This window comes from Paracoccus rhizosphaerae (assembly GCF_026162645.1).
Lineage (GTDB): Bacteria > Pseudomonadota > Alphaproteobacteria > Rhodobacterales > Rhodobacteraceae > Paracoccus > Paracoccus rhizosphaerae.
The window spans coordinates 1-17,319 of the sequence record NZ_JAOTBE010000065.1 but is presented as its reverse complement, the minus strand read 5'-3'; the positions used below and the strand labels follow the sequence as shown (position 1 = coordinate 17,319).

General features: G+C 65.1%; 15 protein-coding genes and 1 tRNA gene. 11 read left to right on the top strand and 5 right to left on the bottom strand.

The window, feature by feature from the left end; all coding sequences use genetic code 11:
• Positions 1–369: 369 nt before the first annotated feature.
• Complete coding sequence (locus OC184_RS16495; protein WP_265508262.1) at positions 370–984, bottom strand: hypothetical protein; 615 nt, start codon at positions 982–984, stop codon at positions 370–372.
• Positions 985–1,713: 729 nt separating this feature from the next.
• Positions 1,714–2,817, bottom strand: coding sequence for a site-specific integrase (locus OC184_RS16490; protein WP_265508261.1), 1,104 nt, complete (start codon positions 2,815–2,817; stop codon positions 1,714–1,716).
• A gap of 137 nt (positions 2,818–2,954) precedes the next feature.
• On the opposite strand from OC184_RS16490, the gene OC184_RS16485 reads away from it, so the two are divergent.
• From OC184_RS16485 to OC184_RS16460, 6 genes are all read left to right on the top strand, one after another.
• Positions 2,955–3,410, top strand: a complete 456-nt coding sequence (locus OC184_RS16485; protein WP_265508260.1) for a MerR family transcriptional regulator — start codon at positions 2,955–2,957, stop codon at positions 3,408–3,410.
• 27 nt (positions 3,411–3,437) lie between these two features.
• Positions 3,438–3,683, top strand: a complete 246-nt coding sequence (locus OC184_RS16480; protein ID WP_265508259.1) for a hypothetical protein — start codon at positions 3,438–3,440, stop codon at positions 3,681–3,683.
• Positions 3,680–4,006, top strand: coding sequence for a hypothetical protein (locus OC184_RS16475; RefSeq protein ID WP_265508258.1), 327 nt, complete (start codon positions 3,680–3,682; stop codon positions 4,004–4,006). Before OC184_RS16480 ends, OC184_RS16475 begins: the two co-directional genes overlap by 4 nt.
• Before the next feature lie 161 nt (positions 4,007–4,167).
• Positions 4,168–6,681 carry a PriCT-2 domain-containing protein gene (locus OC184_RS16470; RefSeq protein WP_265508257.1) on the top strand — a complete coding sequence of 838 codons (2,514 nt, stop codon included), beginning with the start codon at positions 4,168–4,170 and terminating at the stop codon, positions 6,679–6,681.
• Positions 6,682–7,041: 360 nt separating this feature from the next.
• Positions 7,042–7,551: a hypothetical protein gene (locus OC184_RS16465; RefSeq protein ID WP_265508256.1), complete on the top strand. Its 510-nt coding sequence runs from the start codon at positions 7,042–7,044 to the stop codon at positions 7,549–7,551.
• Positions 7,541–9,346 carry a phage terminase large subunit family protein gene (locus OC184_RS16460; RefSeq protein ID WP_265508255.1) on the top strand — a complete coding sequence of 602 codons (1,806 nt, stop codon included), beginning with the start codon at positions 7,541–7,543 and terminating at the stop codon, positions 9,344–9,346. The genes OC184_RS16465 and OC184_RS16460 overlap by 11 nt, the downstream gene beginning before the upstream one ends.
• A gap of 1 nt (position 9,347) precedes the next feature.
• On the opposite strand, the gene OC184_RS16455 is transcribed toward OC184_RS16460, so the two are convergent.
• Positions 9,348–11,693 (bottom strand): YecA family protein, encoded by a 2,346-nt coding sequence (locus OC184_RS16455; protein WP_265508254.1) that lies wholly within the window; start codon positions 11,691–11,693, stop codon positions 9,348–9,350.
• Between the two features lie 251 nt (positions 11,694–11,944).
• Here OC184_RS16455 and OC184_RS16450 point away from each other — a divergent pair, with 251 nt between their 5' ends.
• From OC184_RS16450 to OC184_RS16430, 5 genes are all read left to right on the top strand, one after another.
• Positions 11,945–13,357 (top strand): phage portal protein, encoded by a 1,413-nt coding sequence (locus OC184_RS16450; protein ID WP_265508253.1) that lies wholly within the window; start codon positions 11,945–11,947, stop codon positions 13,355–13,357.
• The gene (locus tag OC184_RS16445) at positions 13,350–15,161 is read left to right on the top strand and encodes a prohead protease/major capsid protein fusion protein (RefSeq protein ID WP_265508252.1); all 1,812 of its coding nucleotides are present in this window, start codon (positions 13,350–13,352) and stop codon (positions 15,159–15,161) included. The genes OC184_RS16450 and OC184_RS16445 overlap by 8 nt, the downstream gene beginning before the upstream one ends.
• Before the next feature lie 2 nt (positions 15,162–15,163).
• Positions 15,164–15,373, top strand: coding sequence for a phage head-tail joining protein (locus OC184_RS16440; protein ID WP_147427923.1), 210 nt, complete (start codon positions 15,164–15,166; stop codon positions 15,371–15,373).
• A gap of 1 nt (position 15,374) precedes the next feature.
• The gene (locus OC184_RS16435) at positions 15,375–15,719 is read left to right on the top strand and encodes a DUF2190 family protein (RefSeq protein WP_265508251.1); all 345 of its coding nucleotides are present in this window, start codon (positions 15,375–15,377) and stop codon (positions 15,717–15,719) included.
• Positions 15,720–15,803: 84 nt separating this feature from the next.
• Positions 15,804–16,028 carry a hypothetical protein gene (locus tag OC184_RS16430; RefSeq protein ID WP_265508250.1) on the top strand — a complete coding sequence of 75 codons (225 nt, stop codon included), beginning with the start codon at positions 15,804–15,806 and terminating at the stop codon, positions 16,026–16,028.
• Here the strand turns inward: OC184_RS16430 and OC184_RS16425 are convergent.
• Together OC184_RS16425 and OC184_RS16420 are read right to left on the bottom strand one after the other, a co-directional pair.
• The gene (locus OC184_RS16425; protein ID WP_265508249.1) at positions 16,004–16,918 is read right to left on the bottom strand and encodes a restriction endonuclease; all 915 of its coding nucleotides are present in this window, start codon (positions 16,916–16,918) and stop codon (positions 16,004–16,006) included. The genes OC184_RS16430 and OC184_RS16425 overlap by 25 nt on opposite strands.
• 253 nt (positions 16,919–17,171) lie before the next feature.
• Positions 17,172–17,248: transfer RNA gene (locus OC184_RS16420), tRNA-Met, on the bottom strand.
• Positions 17,249–17,319: the final 71 nt, after the last annotated feature.

The window sequence follows — 17,319 nt, the reverse complement described above, 5'->3', positions numbered from 1 at the left end:
CGCTGAAAATCCTCGCGCCCTCCCTGCTGCCGCAGAAAGGGAAAGGGTGGACGACTTTTACGCCGCCCGCAGCAGCTCCATGCCGCCGCTTCCGTGGCCTAGTTTCTCACCGCCGTTCTCACCGGAACGCCAAAAGCCCCGCGGATAGCGGGGCGTGATGCAGGCAACCATGAAGCTGCTGATGTTGTTGGCGAATTAGTGTTGGTTGCGGGGGCAGGATTTGAACCTGCGGCCTTCAGGTTATGAGGGCTACCCCCGCGTCCGGAATACCTTCGTTATTTCCGCAGGTTAGGAGGGTTTTGGGCGCCAAACGTCGGCGTCGTGTCGCACGGAACAGCCGCAAACCGTTGGGAGTAAACGGGAATCCGATCACGCGTCGGCATAGTCGGCTTCCGGTACCGCCTTCCGCAGCATGATACCGATGGTCATGCGCTGCTGGCCGGGGTTGAGATGATCGTATCGCTTCTCGATCCCATACTGCCGGGCCACTGCGTACAGCTGGTCAAGGTCGAGGCTGCCTCCGGGCTGCTTGACCTTCCGATCCAGCCACCGATTGAACGGACTGGACGCGGTTTTCTCTTTCCATGCTTCGCGCTGCTCTCGCGTGATTTTCATTGACCGGTCGCGATCCTCACCGGGCTTTCGGTAGCGAGCGGCGCTGGAGAACAGGCTTTCGCGAGTGATCCGCAACCCTGGACGTTCAATCTCGTAGCCAATCGCTTCCATGATCTGGCGGGCCATGTGGCCGATCATCTGCTTGATCCGGTCCTCACCGACATCGGGCCCGAACTCCGTGAGGAGGCCCGGCGCCAGCGGCTCCACCGCCGCGCGCTCCAGGAACGTTGCTGTCTCCATCCTCACGACGTTCTCCGGTCGTTTCATGAAGCTCCAGATCTCCTGCCCGAGCTCGGTCTCGTACAGGTCACGGAAGTTCTGCGGCTGGTACTCCAGCCCCTTCAGATCAGGAACGCCGCGTAGCTGCATGATACCCTCCACATGTGACATGTGTCATGGGTATCATGCCAAAATGACACCTGTCAATAGTGCGCCTGTCATTCAGTTGGATCTCCTAGGAACCGATCTCAGCCGATTCCGTGCGGGAAACGGTTCGTGACACGGAGGTGTCCATACCAGCGTCGTGCAAGGCAGCTATGTATTCAGAAACAAGGAACTGAACCAACGCTGTGAACATCCGCCGATCCGTTCGCGCTGATATTATTGGGTTTTTGCCCATACTTGTCGGACCGCTCATCGTGAATGTCCGAATGCCGCCCCGCCCTCGACCTTGTATCTGTATGCCCCGAGGCCACGGCGGCGGAGTATTGTCAGGCAAGTCGTTTCGATAGTGAGTTATCCGGTTTCTTGACCAATTCAAAACTTGGTATAGCGTTGGGTCGTCTAGCCTTTTCTCAATCCCATCGGGCTTAAGGAACGAAAACTCAATAAAGAATCGATTCTGAAGGTCGGCATTCAAACGAGTTGAATCTAGCCTTGATCTCAGGGAGGGAGGGTTTCTCTCAAGATACCGATATTTGATCACGTTGAGAATAAAATTCGCTACTGCAAGGCAGTTGGACAGCTTGAAATCACGATCTGGTTTGTCAAGATCATTTAATTGAGCAGATAGTCTCTGTATCGCTCCAACTTCCAAATAGAAATCTGCCTTTTGTTCCATCTCCGGCACCTCCACTATCCCTCAGGACCTGTTTTGGATCAGCCTAGCAGCTTCGCCTCGACCATCGCCATTGCCTTCTGGTGGTCGGGCGACGGGAACAGGTGGCCGTAGCGCTCCATGGTCATCTGGATCGAGGAATGGCCCGCGAAGGTCATGATCTCCTTGATCGAGAAGCCCTGCTCGATCCACAGCGACACGGCGAAGTGGCGCAGGTCGTGCCAGCGCATCGTCACCTCGACCTTTTCCTGCAGCTTGCGGAAGCGCGCCTGCGTGTTGGTGTGCTGGAGGATGCCGCCGCGCGGCGCGGGGAACACCAGCCCGAGGTTGCTTTTCGGGCAGCGCAGCTTCCAGCGGCGCAGGGCGTTCAGCACCATCGGCCCGGCGGGGATGTCGCGATAGCCCGCGCGCGATTTCGGCTCGCCCAACTGGTTGTAGGCGTCCGCGCGCTGGCGGATGTGGATGAAGCCCTTCTCGAAATCCACGTCCTGCCAGCGCAGTCCCCGCAGTTCGGACGCGCGCAGGCCGCCGAGGGCCGAAACGATCAGATGCGGCTTGAAGTCCTCGTCCGCCGCCTCGATCAGCGCGCGGATCGCCTCCTTCGACGGGACTGGCGCCTTGTGGTCGATCCGGCTCGACTTGATGATGCGGACGCCGTGGGCGGCGTTGGTGAACAGCTGGCCGTTGTCGATGGCGTGGTCGAGGATCAGCTTCAGCACCGAGATGGCGCGGCGGGTCAGATGCTCGGAGCGCCCGTTCAGCAGCAGCCGGTCGCGGAACTCGTTGACATGGCGGCGGGTCAGTTGGGCGATCAGCTTGTCTCCGAGCCCCACCTCGGGATCCTTGATGTGCAGCCGCACATAGTCGCTGTAGCCGCGCAGCGTCGACCGTTCCATCCGCCGCCCCGTCTTGCACCGCACCTCGCAGTGGTCGAGCCACGCCTTGGCGGCCTCGGCCACCGTGATGCTCTCGCTGTCGGCCAGATAGGTGTGGTTGGCGACCAGCGAGCGGACCTTTACCAGATAGACGTCGGCATCCTTCCGGCGCGGGAACAGCTTCGAGCGGCGCTTCCCGGCCTGGTCGGTGAAATCCACCTGCCAGCGAACCAGGCCCGACGGCAATGTTCTCTTCCGGATCGTGGCCATGCGCGTCCTCCAACGCTTCATCACGCTCAGGTTCGCGGGACAGGCAAGGCCCGAATTTCCGAGGCGAACGAATACCATTGACAGTGTGTCTGAGGTCATCTATCCATAGTTCAGACATACTGTCAAAGGTTATCGCCATGAACCAGGAATTCACCATCCAGCAGCTCGCGGACGCAGCGCAGCTGACCCGCTACCAGGTCGAGGCGTGGATCTCGCGCGGCCACTTCAAGCCAGAAAACCCGGTCGAGTCCGGCAAGGCTCGGAAGTTCACCTACGAGGATGCCATCGTTCTCGGCGCGGTTGCCGAGTTCAGCCGCCTCGGGCTCTCGCCTGCGGTCGTCTCGATGCACACGGCGCAGCTGCGGTTCCGCGACGGGCGTGGGGCGCTGTTCGTGATCAGCACGGTCTTCCGGCAGGTCGGCGCCACCGAGGCCAACCCCGACATCGCGGGCGAGATCGACATCACCTCGGGCAGCATCGTCCCGACCGCCGAGATCGCCAGCATCGCCGCCGATCCGAAGGTTCGCGCCTTCGCGGTGGTGAACCTCGAGCAACTCGAACACCGGGTGCAGGCCTCCCTCGGCGTCGCCTGACCCCCACCAGAAACTTCGGAGGACATCATGCAGGAGCAATTGCGGGCTGGACCCGCCACGGGAGAGGTTTGCCCGACGCTGGCCGACGATCTGCTGCGCGGCGCGGACGCCATCGCGATCTTCGTCTTCGGCGACGCGAAGGCGCGCCGGAAGGTCTACTACTATGCGGGCGAGGCCAAGGTGCGGATGCCCACCTTCCGGATGGGCAACGTGATCTGCGCACGCAAATCGCGGCTTCTCGACTGGATCGAGCAGCAGGAGGCCGCGCGATGATGGACCCACTATACCGGTTCCTGCCCTGGGATCACGTCGTGCTGGGCGAGAAGCTGCGGGGTTGCCGCGGGGCGGTCATGGGCCTTCTGGCCGCCGCCCCGCCCGACAGCGAGACCAGCCGTATTGCACGCGAGACGATTGCCGCGGTGGATCGCCTGCGCTCGGAGATGGACTGCCATCTGCACATCACCCGGCCGCTGCGGCGAGATCCGCGGCGTCTGACCCGCCACATCTACGCAGGGGCAACGCACTTCTCGGGATGCCTCACCACAGAGGAGGAACGCGCGCAGGACGATTTTGCAGGATGGGAGCTCGAGGAGTGACCATGGACGAGCCCATCCCCCTGACCATCGACACGTCTTGCGCCGACACTGTGGATGCGACGTCCAGCACCCCGGCTGCGCCAGAGGATCCGACCGAACTGCGCCTGCGGCTGCATCGCAACGGCTATCGCCCGATCCCGGTGCTGGGCGCGCATGTCGCCATGAAGGGCGCAGGCAAGCGGCCGATGATGAAGGGCTGGGAGACGGTCTGCGCCAGCGCCGACGAGGCCGAGATCACACGCTGGACGAAGGCGCAGCGCAACTGCACGAACACCGGGCTGCTCTGCGGCGCGCTGATCGGCGTCGACATCGACGTCCTCGATCCGGATCACGCGCAACGACTGTGCGAAATGGCTCTCGACATCCTCGGCCCCACACCGCTCCTGCGCATCGGCAAGGCCCCGAAATGCCTGCTCGCCTTCCGCACGGAGGCGGCGTTCGACAAGGTCCAGACACCGGAATTCCAGATGCTCGACGGCACGGTAGCGCGTATCGAGATCCTTGCGACCGGCCAGCAGTTCGTGGGGTTTGGCGTCCACCCCGACACCCGCGCACCCTATGTCTGGCCGGAAGCTTCTCCCCTTGATGTACCGATGTCGGACCTGCCCCTGCTCGACCAGGACCGCGCGCGCCGCTTTGTCGATGCCGCCGACCGCTATCTACGCGCCGCGGGCGGCCAGACCGCCGCCGATCGCCGGGACATCGACCGCGAGGGGCGCAAGGTCGCGGGGCTCAAGCGGAACCAGACCCCATCGCGCCAGCTGGTCGAGGAGGCGTTCGCCTGCATCCCGAACAACGACCTTCCCTATGACGAGTGGATCAAGGTCGGCCTCGCCCTTTACGCCGCGCTCGGTCCCGATGGCCGCGACCTGTGGGAGACTTGGTCGGCCGAGGCGGCCAAGAACGATCCCGCCGTCACCGCCGAGAAATGGGACAGCTTGGCCAGCGTGCGCAGCGTCACGGTCGGCACGCTGTTCTGGCTGGCGCGGCAGAACGGCTGGCGGGCCGCGAAACCGCACCGCGTGCGCGCCGGTGAGCAAGTCGAGCACGACGGCGCGCGTGACAACGACGAGTTGCCCACGCACGACGATGCCGGGCGGCCGATCATCTATCTTTTTGCAGGACAGATGCCCACGATCATCGACATGGCAGAGGGGGCGCTGCTGCACGCAGAGCTGGGCTACTATCAGCGTGGCAGCATGGTGGTGCGCCCGGCGATGGTGCCGGTGGCAATCTCGGACGGCCGCAAGATCGACGCGCCGCGGCTCGTGGACGTCAAGGCGCATCACATGGCCGAGGCCTTCACCCGCGTCGCCTCCTTCAAGCGGTTCGACAAGCGCGCCGAGAAATGGGTGAATTCCGATTGCCCCCATCGGATCGCGGAGACCTTTCTGGCGCGCGAGGGCCAGTGGCGCCTGCCGGTGCTGACCGGCATCATCAACTGCCCGACGCTGCGACCTGACGGCTCGATCCTCGATCTGCCCGGCTATGATCCGCAGACCGGCCTGTTGTTCGACCCGCAGGACGTCCGCTTCCCGGCGCTGCCGCGCGATCCCGACCGAGCGACCGCACTGCGCGCGCTCGGCTTCCTCAAGGATCTGATCGCGACCTTCCCGTTTGTAACCGACGCGGACCGCTCGGTCGCGCTCTCCGGGATCCTCACCGCGCTGGTGCGCCGCTCGCTGCCCACGGCGCCGCTCCACGGGTTCAACGCGCCGACGGCCGGGACGGGCAAATCCATGCTGGTCGACCTGGCGAGCCAGATCGCCACCGCCCGCCCCGCGCCGGTGATCGCGCAGGGCAAGTCCGAGGAGGAGATGGAAAAGCGGCTGGGCGCGGCGCTGATCGCGGGCGACGTGCTGATCGCCATCGACAACTGCGAGGAACCGCTGGGCGGCGAGCTCCTGTGCCAGACCCTCACCCAGACCAGCCTCAAGGTCCGCATCCTCGGCAAGTCCGTCAACGCCGAGGTGCCGAGCAACGCCGCCGTCTTCGCCACCGGCAACAACCTGACCCTTGAGGGCGACATGACCCGCCGCGCCATCCGGGCGATGCTGGACGCGGGCGTCGAGCGACCCGAGTTGCGCGCCTTCGACCGCGATCCCCTCGCCGTGGTTACGGCGCAGCGCGGCGATTACGTCACGGCCGGGCTGACGGTCCTGCGCGCCTACCACATCGCCGGTCGGCCCGAGATGCTCGCGCCGCTCGGCTCCTTCACCGACTGGTCGCGCTGGGTGCGCGACGCGCTGATCTGGCTGGGCGAGGCCGACCCCTGCGACACGATGGAGGGCATGCGCGGGGCCGACCCGAAGCTGGAAGCGCTGACCACCGTGCTGGAGCAATGGCGCGAGGTGATCGGCATGGACAAGGTCAGCGTCCGCGAGATCATCGAGCGCGCCACGGTACAGCGTCAGCAGCTCTACGGCCGGTCGGAGTTCATCCACCCCGAGTTCCGCGAGGCCCTGCTGCGCGTGGCGGGCGAAGGCGGGGCGATCAACGGCGGGCGGCTCGGCAAGTGGATCGGCGGGCAGCAGAACCGCATCGTGAACGGACTGCGCCTGGTCTCCGCAGGCGTATCGGCAGGGCGCGCGCGGTGGCAGCTGGAGGTCGCGGAAACCGGGTCCGCGCCGATCAACAACCGTTCTGAAGTTCTCCGGAGCCATGCCGATGCGTGACGCTCATTCTCGATCCGTCTGGTGGGTTTGGTGGGTTTGGTGGACTTGTCCCGGTCCAAATCTGTGTTTGTCGCCCAAAGTGTCAGCGACGTGTCACGTCGCGACATGGGACGCCATGCATCACACCACCACGCATGACATGACAGTTTACAAGGGCGGGCCGGATCACCCCACCAATCTCCACCACCCCCACCAGACAGATCGTCAACCGGCGGGACGGCCCGGCACGCCCCGTGACAACTTCAGAACCGTCGTTAGCGGCCGGGAACGCCGGATCGCGGGCCGCCGGGCGGTTCCTCCCGGGCCGATCCGTATGTGGGGACCCGCAGCGCATACGCCCGCCAGCGTCAGGGGGCGGAAATGACTAAACTCGACAGCCACGAGACCAAGACCGCTTTTGCCGCCCGCGTCGGCCTGACCAAAGGCCGCATCTCGCAACTGGTGGCCGAAGGGCTGCCGGTGCGCGCGGACGGGCGGATCGACGTGGCGGTGGGGCTCGCGTGGATCGAGGACAACCTCGACCCCGCCAGACGCAACAAGGGTGGCGCGGTCAGCCCGACCCGCGCCGCCACAACGCTGGCCGAGGCCAAGCGGCTGCATGAAATCGTGAAGGTCCAGCGCGCCAAGCTGGCGTTCGAGCGCGAACAGGGCCAACTGGTCGAGACCGCCGCCGCCACCAGGACCGTGTTTGCGCGCGCCCGTGCCGAACGCGACGCGCATCTCGCGTGGGTCCAGCGCACCGCGCCCCTGCTGGCTGCCGAACTCGGCGCCGATCCTCGCGCCACATTCGCAGCCCTCGACCGGATGATGCGCGAGCATCTCGAACATCTGGCCGACCTGCCGTTGGGGAGCTTCGGTGATGGTGCCTGACATCGACCTCGCCTGGCGGCGCGGCATCCGCCCCGAACCGCCGATCCCCGTGTCGGACTGGGCCGACCGCCACCGCATCCTGCCGCCAACCTCGGCCGAGCCCGGTCGCTGGCGCACCGACCGCACGCCCTATCTGCGCGCCGTGATGGACGCGCTCTCGACGGCGAGCCCTTACGAGCGCGTCGTGCTGATGAAGGGGGCGCAGACCGGCGGGTCCGAGGCGGGGCTGAACTGGCTCGGCTACATTATCCAGAACGCGCCCGGCATCGCCATGCTGGTCATGCCCTCGCTCGACATGGTGCGCCGGAACACCACCGTCCGGATCGACCCGCTGATCGAAGCGACGCCCGCGCTACGCGAACTGGTCGCCGCGCCCCGCTCCCGCGACGCGGGCAACAGCCTGTTCCGCAAGTCCTTCCCCGGCGGCCAGCTGGTGATGACAGGAGCGAACAGCGCGGTGGGCCTGCGCTCCACGCCCGTCCGCTACCTGTTCCTGGACGAGGTGGACGGCTATCCCGGCGACGCCGATGGCGAGGGCGATCCGGTCGATCTGGCGATCCAGCGCACCGCCACCTTCCGCGGGCGGCGCAAGATCTACATGGTCTCGACGCCCACGCTGAAGGGCCATTCCCGCATCGAGGCGGCCTTCGAGCACAGCGACCGGCGTTTCTACCACGTCCCCTGCCTGCATTGCGGCGACATGGCCCCGATCACCTGGGCGCGCATCCGCTGGCCCGAGGGGCGGCGCGAGCAGGCGCATCTGGTCTGCGAGGCCTGCGGCGGCATCCACCACGAGCACGAGAAGCCCCGGCTTCTGGCCGCGGGCGAGTGGCGTCCGACCGCCGAAGGAGACGGCCGCACCGCAGGCTTCCACCTCTCCGCGCTCTATTCCCCGTGGGAGACATGGGCCGAAATCGCCGCCGAGCATGGCCGGGTGCGAAAAGACCCGCCCCGCCTGCAGGTCTGGGTCAACACCAAGCTGGGCGAGTCCTGGGAGGACCAGGCGGGCGACACCGTTCCGGCCGACCCGCTCATGGCGCGCCGCGAGGACTGGGGCGACGCCCTGCCCACCCCCGTCGCCGTGCTGACCGCAGGCGTTGACGTGCAGGGCGACCGGATCGAGGTGCAGATCCTCGGCTGGGGCCGCGACGAGGAAGCGTGGGTGATCGACTACCGCGTGCTCTGGGGCGACCCGTCCGGGCCGCGCCTCTGGTCCGACCTCGACATGGTGCTGCAGGCGACCTTCCCGCATCCCGCGGGGCTCGACCTGCCGGTGCGCGCCGCGGCCATCGACACCGGCGGCCACCACACCAAAATGGCCTACGAGTTCTGCCGCACCCGCCTCGCCCGCCGCATCTGGGCGATCAAGGGCCGCGGCGGGCCCGGCATTCCCGTCTGGCCGCGCCGACCGACGCGGACCAACAAGGGCAAGATTCCGCTCTTCATCGTCGGGGTGGATGCCGTGAAGGATGCCGTCTTCGCCCGCCTGAAACTGACCGAACCCGGCCCCGGCGCCATTCACTTCCCCCGCCGTCTCGACGCCGACTACTTCCGCCAGCTGACCGCCGAACGCGTCGTCACCCGCTTCGAGCGCGGACGCCCCATCCGCTCCTGGCAGCCCAAACGCGACGGCGAGCGCAACGAAGCCCTCGACACCTTCGTCTACGCCCACGCCGCCCTGCACGGCCTGATCAGCATGGGGCTCAGGCTGAACGAGGAGGTGCAGGGGGTCGGCCCGGCGATGACTTCGTTGAGCAAGTCGAATGAGGTGATCCGCTCAACGTGGATGGCGTAGATCAACGGCCATGACACTTCTTGTATTTTAGACCACTGCCGCAGGGGCACGGATCGTTCCGCCCCGGCTTTCTGGCCTTGGCAGCTGGGACAGGCTTATTTGGCTGGTTCGAATTCAAGACCCGCGTACGTTGGGACATGCGCGTCGCGTCTTCGTAAATGTGATCGTTTGCTGATGTTCTGGTCGTTGGTATGCGGACCGGGAAAGGCCGAGCCGCGCGGAATGCTCCATCCGAGTTAACTTCCACCAAGACGCCGATGACGTCAGGCACTTTGGCGACCAAGGCGGCCGCACTGGCCTTGTCGTTCACCCCAGCCCAAAAAATTTCTTGGTCGTGCCGCTGAAGCCAGATGAAGAGCGGCTCATCATCCCCAGATAGCATAAAGTAACGAGTCGGATGCAGGCTCAAGGTTTGGCGAAGGTCGGACAGCATCTTGGCCAGATTACTCCGGCCTTCCTCTCCAAGGTTGCGGATGCGGCTCTCCGCTGAAAGCCACCCACGTGCTCGGGTGGCGTTGAGCGCCCCGAGCAGTCTCAGCACCTCGTCCGGGAATGCCTGCGTCGGAAACGGACTGCTTTCCCAGTCTTCACCTTCGAAGCACCTGTCGACGATATCGCTCATGCCGTCCCAGATGACCATGGTCGCGTTGCCGCCACGCAGCTGATCGGCAATGTCCAGATCGAAGCGGTTCTTCTTCAGGTACGCGCCGAGATGGTCGAACTCGTCAAACAGATGAGCCCGCCGCATCCCCGCCACGGCCTGTCGCACCTCCATGTAGTGAGCAAACTCGCCGGGGGTCGGCAAAAATCGCTTGAGGACAAATAGGTCATCAATGGATAGTGAAACGAAGGGATGCTTTCCAAGGAGCGGCGTAATCTCTGCGAGTTCCTTGCAGTATGTGGAAAATGGTGAGAACGACTCGACCGTTAGCCCAATCGGCACCAGCACGCGGTAATCGGAGCGGCGGAGACGGCCGCATTCTTCATTTTTTCCGTCTGCCAAGCGATAGAGCGGCACTTCGTCAGCCGAGTTAAGATAGTTGAAGAACCGTTCACACTGCTTGTAGGCCTTGATCACTAAATCCTGCACCGACTGCGCATGGCGTGCGAAGTCAAGCGCTGGCGACGCGATTGTGGCAGCGGCGCCAGCCTTGGCCTCAACAAGAAACAATACGTCATCTATGAGGATGAGAGTATCATTTTCGGCCCACTGCTTGGTGGCTGGGTCCCTATAGTAGACTTCTTGGAAAAGCGCTGCGTTCGGAAGCTGGCTTGAGAGAATATCGGCAAACGCAGCTTCGCTCATCGTTTTCTGCCGATCCTTGAAGGTCTTCGCGTAATCCGGCCTCCGCTTCAGAAGGTTGAAGAGAAGCGCGCGATACCCAGCGTCGCGAGCAAAGCACGGGTCGATGGCGTAAAAGTCTTCCCCTAGCTGAATTAGTGGTTTCTTCCGAGCAGGCAGTGTCCGGTAAGGCGTTCCCGCATAATCACCCGGAGCGAAGAAATCGGTTTCTTCTCCACGCCGAAACGCCAAGTCCGCTAAGAGCGCCGGCGGCAGCATCGTGTGACGGCTCACATTGGCAATGCCACCTCGAAGCATATCATCCATCGCCCGCCTTGTGGCCTGCGCCTGCTCCCCATTTGCCGCAAGCCAGGCCTCCATAGCCTCTTCTTCAGGCCCATCAAATGATGCCACAAAAGCCTGCACCGCATCAAAGTGCCTCTTCATGTCCGTAATGGCATCGGCATGGCCGGAACGCGCAGAGTCTGCCATTCCTTGGAATCCTGCCGCGATGTCGGCTGCACCAATACCGTATACTTCAGTCAGCATATCATTGTGAGGTGCTAGAACGTAGCTATAGAACTCTCCCTCCAAGACCTGGTAGCGGTTCCCACGCAAGAGAACCCAATTCGATTTAGCGCGGAATTCAATATCAGCGGTATCTGGGCCGAACACTCCGGTCTTCTTGTCCGCTGATGAAGCCATGGCGAAAAACATGGCCTGCTCTCGCAGTTGACGGCTCAGCTCAAAGAGCTCAGTGCATTGGGCTTCGTCAAAGGATACGTCCTCCGGGGCGACGTCCGACGCCAGCACGGCATGCACGTACTCCAGCAAGAACTGATTATCCCCGATGAGGTCGTCGTGGCCCTCCGCTGCACCGTTCTCTTCGGCGGCGCTTTGGACTGCCATCGCCTTCAACATGTACTGAGCATAAATATAGCCGAGCAGATCATGCGCAGGCATCGTGACAATCAGCTCGCGCATGCGTGCGGCCGTCGCTTCCATCTCCTTCAGCAGAGAAGCTGCAGCTTCTTTCCGTTTTTCTTCGTCAATCAATTTACTCACCGAGAGCTTTTTTGCCTTCTGGGGCACCTTGGTAGAGAGACTTTGACCAGACCGTGGCTTCGCATGCTACACCATTATTCTGCAATGACCTCCCAACCCACTAAATGAGATCCGAGACTATCACATTTGCCCGCAGGCACTCGCATCGGTTCTTCAGTTGGAGAACGGTGGCGGGGAGGCTCGTAGCAAAAAAGGCATTTCCCAAACATTCCCAATAGCTTGAGGCTCCGTTTCGGGCGATTCTGTCGTCCATGCGGACCCTCCTCCATCGCCTACTCGGCCTCGCGCGCGCTCGCGGCTTCGACGCTGCGGGTGGCGGGCGGCGTTGGGAGGGGGCGAGGACGGTCGACGGGCTGAACGCGGCAATCCTGGCGGGCGCGACCACGGCTGCGCGGCGGGCCGGGTGGTACTCGCGGAACAACCCGTGGGTCACGGCGGCGGTGGACAGCCTCGTCGGCAATGTTGTCGGCGCGGGGATCAAGCCACAATCCAATCATCCAGACGGGGCAGTGCGCGAGAGGCTGCAGGCGCTCTGGCTGCGCTGGACCGATCATGCCGCCCCGGACGGGCTTGCCGATTTCTACGGGCTGCAGGCCATGGCCGTGCGCGCGATGGTCGAGAGCGGCGAGAGCTTCGCCCGGCTGCGCGTCGCCAGCGACGCCGCCGCAATCCCCCTCCACCTCGAGCTTCTGGATCGCGAGCAGGTTCCCATGGATCTCCACCGCGAGATCGGCGGCGGGGCGCGGATCCGCGCGGGCATCGAGTTCGATGCTGCCGGTCGCCGGGTCGCCTACCGGGTCTTGTCCTCCCGCCCGGGCGATCCGCTTGGGTCTTTCCGCATGGACCCGCTCCGCGTCCCCGCCGCCGGTTGTCTGCACCTGTTCAAGCCGCTTGCGGCCGGGCAACTGCGCGGGATCACCTGGCTCGCGCCGGTGCTGCTGCGGCTGCACGAGCTCGACCAGTTCGAGGACGCCGCGCTGGTGAAGGCCAAGGTGGCGGCACTGTTCACCGAGTTCATCACCGATCCGGACGGCGCGGTGGGCGGACTCTCGGGCACGAACACGGGCGGCGCGCTGACCGTGGGCATGGAGCCCGGCAGCCTGATCCCGCTGCCGCCCGGCACCGACATCCGCTTCTCGAACCCCACCGAACACGACGCCTACGCGCCCTTCGTGAAGAACCACCTTCGCGCCGTCGCGGCCGGGCTGGGGCTGCCCTACGAGCTGGTCTCGGGCGATCTGGAGGGCGTGACCTATTCCTCGATCCGCGCGGGGCTGATCGAGTTCCGCCGCCGCGTCGAGCAGCTCCAGCACAACGTGGTGGTGCACCTGTTCTGCCGTCCGGTCTGGGAGCGGTTCGTGCGCCTCGCCGTGCTGACCGGAGACCTGCCCGCGCGCGACTTCGACCGGAACCCCGACGCCTATCTCGCCTGCGAATGGCTGCCGCCGAAGTTCGATTACGTCGATCCGATGAAGGACGTGCAGGCCGAGATCATGGCGATCGGCGCGGGGCTCAAGAGCCGGTCCCAAGCGATCTCCGAGCGCGGCTACGACGCCGAGCAGGTGGATGCCGAGATTGCCGCCGACCGCGAGCGCGCAGACGGGCTGGGGCTCGCCTTCGGCCAGACATCCGCGCCGCAGCAGAAGGAGGCGGCCGATGGCTGACATCTTGAAATTGCTCACCCGCCGCGCCACGCTGGCGCCCGCCACCGCTGATGCAGAGGCCCGCACCGTCGAGGTGGTCTGGTCCACCGGCGCGCCCGTGCGCCGCCGCGACATGGCAGGGCAGTACATCGAGCGGCTGAGCCTCGATCCGGAGGCCGTCGACCTGTCGCGCCTCGAAGGCGCCAGCGTCCTCGATGCGCATCGCCAGACGGCCGTGCGCGACGTGCTGGGCTCCGTCCGCAGCGCCGCCGTCGACGGCAAGCGCGGCACGGCGCTGATCCAGTTCTCGGCCCGGCCCGAGGTGGAGCCTGTCTGGCAGGACGTGCTGGCAGGCATCCTTCGCCATGTCTCGGTCGGCTACTCCGTCGAGGACTGGGCCGAGACCACGGAGAACGGCGCGCGCGTGCTGACCGCCGTGCGCTGGACGCCCCACGAGATTTCCCTGGTGCCGACACCCGCCGATCCCGGCGCCCACATTCGCATGGAGACAAAGATGACTCAGACAACCACCCGCGAGGCCGCCGAGAAGGCGCCCACCACCGAGACCCGCGCCGAGGCGAATGCCGAAATCCGCTCCATCGCCCGCATTGCCGGGCTCGACCAGTCCTGGATCGACGGCCAGATTGACAGAGGCGCCGATCCCGACACCGCCCGCCGCGCGGCCTTCGAGGCGCTGGCGCAGCGATCCGCGCCGTGCATCCGCACCGAGCAGGTTCGCGTCGAGATGGGTGAGAGCCAGGACGACCCAGTGGTCCGCGCCCGGCAGATGGGCGAGGCGCTCTATGCGCGGATCAACCCGCGCCACGAGCTCTCCGAGCCCGCGCGGCGCTATGCCTACTCGACGCCGGTGGACATGGCGAAGGAGCTGCTGACCCTGCGCGGCGAGTCCACCATGGCGCTGTCGCCTGCGAGCCTCGTGACCCGCGCGCTGCACACGACCTCGGACTTCCCGATCATCCTCGGGGACACGGTGGGACGGGTGCTGCGCGACGCCTACCAGGCCGCGCCTTCCGGCATCCGCCGCCTCGGCCGGCAGACCACGGCGCGGGACTTCAGGGCGGTGAACAAGATCATGCTGGGCGAGGCGCCGCTCCTGGAGAAGCTCAACGAGCATGGCGAGATCAAGGCCGGGACCATGGCCGAGGCGCGCGAGGCCTACAAGGTCGAGACCTGGGCCAAGAAGATCGGGATCACCCGGCAGGTGCTGGTGAACGACGATCTCGGCGCTTTCTCCGACCTCGCCCGGCGCATGGGCCAGGCCGCCGCCGAGACCGAGGCGCGGATCCTCGTGACGCTCCTCGAGGCGGGCAGCGGCAACGGGCCGACCCTGTCGGACGGAAAGACGCTGTTCCACGCCGATCACGGCAACAAGGCGGGCACCGGGGCGGTGATCTCGGATGCGACGCTTTCGGCGGCCCGGCTGGCGCTCCGCACCCAGAAGGGTATCGAGGATCGGACGATCCGCGTGACGCCCCGCAACCTGTTGGTGCCGCCCGCGCTGGAGACCACCGCCGAGAAGTGGCTGGCCAGCATCGCGCCCTCGACGGCGGCCGATGTGAACCCGTTCTCCGGCTCGCTCTCGCTGGTGGTCGAACCGCGGCTGTCCAGCGCGACTCGCTGGTACGTCACCGCCGACCCCGGCGAGATCGACGGGCTGGAGTTCGCCTATCTCTCGGGCGCCGAAGGCCCGCAGGTCGAGAGCCGCTCGGGCTGGGACGTGGACGGCGTGGAGATCCGGGTGATCCTCGATTTCGGGGCCGGGTTCATCGACCACCGCGGCTGGTTCATGAACGCAGGCGCGTGAGCATGGCCGACCTCGCCCAGCTCACCGCCTGGCGGGACGCCCTGATGGCCGCCCGCTACCGGGGCGTCCGCACCGTCGAATACGACGGCAAGCGCATCACCTACGCGAGCGACGGCGAGATGGCCGCGGCGCTCGCGGACCTCAACCGACAGATCGCAGGGGCGACCGAGCGCATCTCGGTCGTCCGCATCCAATCCTCGAAAGGGCTCTGAGATGAAGAACTACCTCCAGAACGGCCACATCGTCCGCGTCACCGCGCCTGCGGGCGGCATCGCCTCGGGCGACGCGCTGATCGTCGGCAGCATCTTCGGCATCGCCGCCTACTCCTCGGCCGAGGGCGACCCGGTCGAGCTCTCCACCACCGGCGTGTTCCAGCTGGCGAAGGCCAGCGCCGCGGTGCTCACGGTCGGTGCGCGCGTGGCGTGGGACAACACGGCGAAGGAAGTCACCACCCCGGCGGCGGGACGCTTCCCCATCGGCGTGGCGGTCGAGGCCGCCGGGAATGGCGTCACCAGCGTCGCCGTGCGGCTGGATGGGATCGCGACGGCGGCGGCCTAAGGATCAGCCAAACCGCTGTAACTGCTCGCTTTCGCCGCGCACCTATGGATCGCTGCTTCGCGACGACACCGCGAGGAGGGCCCGATGAGCCAAGTTGAGAACGAAAGGGCGGTGAGCGCATTTATCAGCAGGAAGGCCGAGTTGGACGGCTTGCTGGAGAGGCTCGCTGCCCAGTCGGCCGACCATTTCGGCGTTTCCCCCGATGATGTTCACTGGGGCCATGTCGGCAATGTCGCGGATGCCATTCTGCTCCTGCGACAGGCACTGGCGCAGCTGGAACCGGGTCAGCCTTCGGCCTCGTCGAAGTAGTCGGTGTCGACCTTCTTCAGTTCGAGAATGCGGTAACCCCGAACCGCCACGCCGTATTTCACCAGCAGCCGGGTCAGTTCTTCTCCATCGATTAGGATCAGGCGCTTCGGGCTGCGCTGCGCATATTGGATCGCAGCCGGCGCGAAGTGGCTGGTGGTCACGAACACGCCCTTCGTGGCACCGCGCTCGTCTAACGCCCCGGCGAACTCGCGGATCTTCTCCACGCCGATGCTGTTGCCGGTCGCATAGCGCTTGGCCTGGAGGTGGATGATGTCTAGGCCGAGGACGTCCTCGTTGATCACGCCATCGATCCCGCCGTCGCTCGTGCGGCCGAGCCGCTCGCCCGATCCATTCGCGCCGTAGCCCATCCCCAGCATGAGATCGACGATCAGCTTCTCGAACGCGGTCGGATGCATCACCAGGATGCGTTCCAGCAGCTCTTCCCGTAGCGCGGCGTTCAGATCCTCGAATGCCGCCTCCACCCGTTCCTCGGGGGTCCCGGCCGCAAGATCCTGCGTCGGTTCAACTTCAGCCGGGTGATCCTCATTGGCCTTTGTTCGGAACTCGTCGAAACCGTCGAACTGGGACAGGAATGCGATGTCGATCCGCTCTGGCGGGCTCGACAGGACCGATTTCCCTTTGGGCGTGATCGCGAAGTAGCCACGCCGAGGGCGCTCGACAAGGCCGGACTTCACGAGGTAGGTGACCGACCAGTGGACCCGGTTCGCGATCTTCGCCTGGCGGCCACTGGGCAGCAGTTCCTCGCGCTCCTGATCGGTGAGGGCAAATTCATCGGCAATCCGACCCACGGCATCCGCAACCTTGATCTCCCCAGCATCGGCAAGGCGAAGGACGGGCAGCATCAAGGTCTGGAAATCTGGAATCGGCATATCACCACTCGGAGCAACTATCTTGCTCGCGATTATGTCAGGGCAACTCCTCGCGCACTAGCCCGGGACTGTGGGAACGCCTGCGGAACATTGACCCTGTCCCGTGTCGCATCCGTGTTGCACGGAGGAATCGGGGCTGCTCGTAGGCCTTTGGAATCTTTGGGAAGCGGTCGGGACAGGCTTGCAACACGACGCGACACGCAAAAGCCGCCCGGGGGGCGGCCTTAAGCCTTCGATATCTTGCGGTAAAGTTTGGTTGCGGGAGCAGGATTTGAACCTGCGACCTTCAGGTTATGAGCCTGACGAGCTACCGGGCTGCTCTACCCCGCGCCAATTTTGTCCTGATCGTGTTGTCGTTGAGAGAGATTTGCGTGTCTTTCCAGGTCTGGCGGTGACCTACT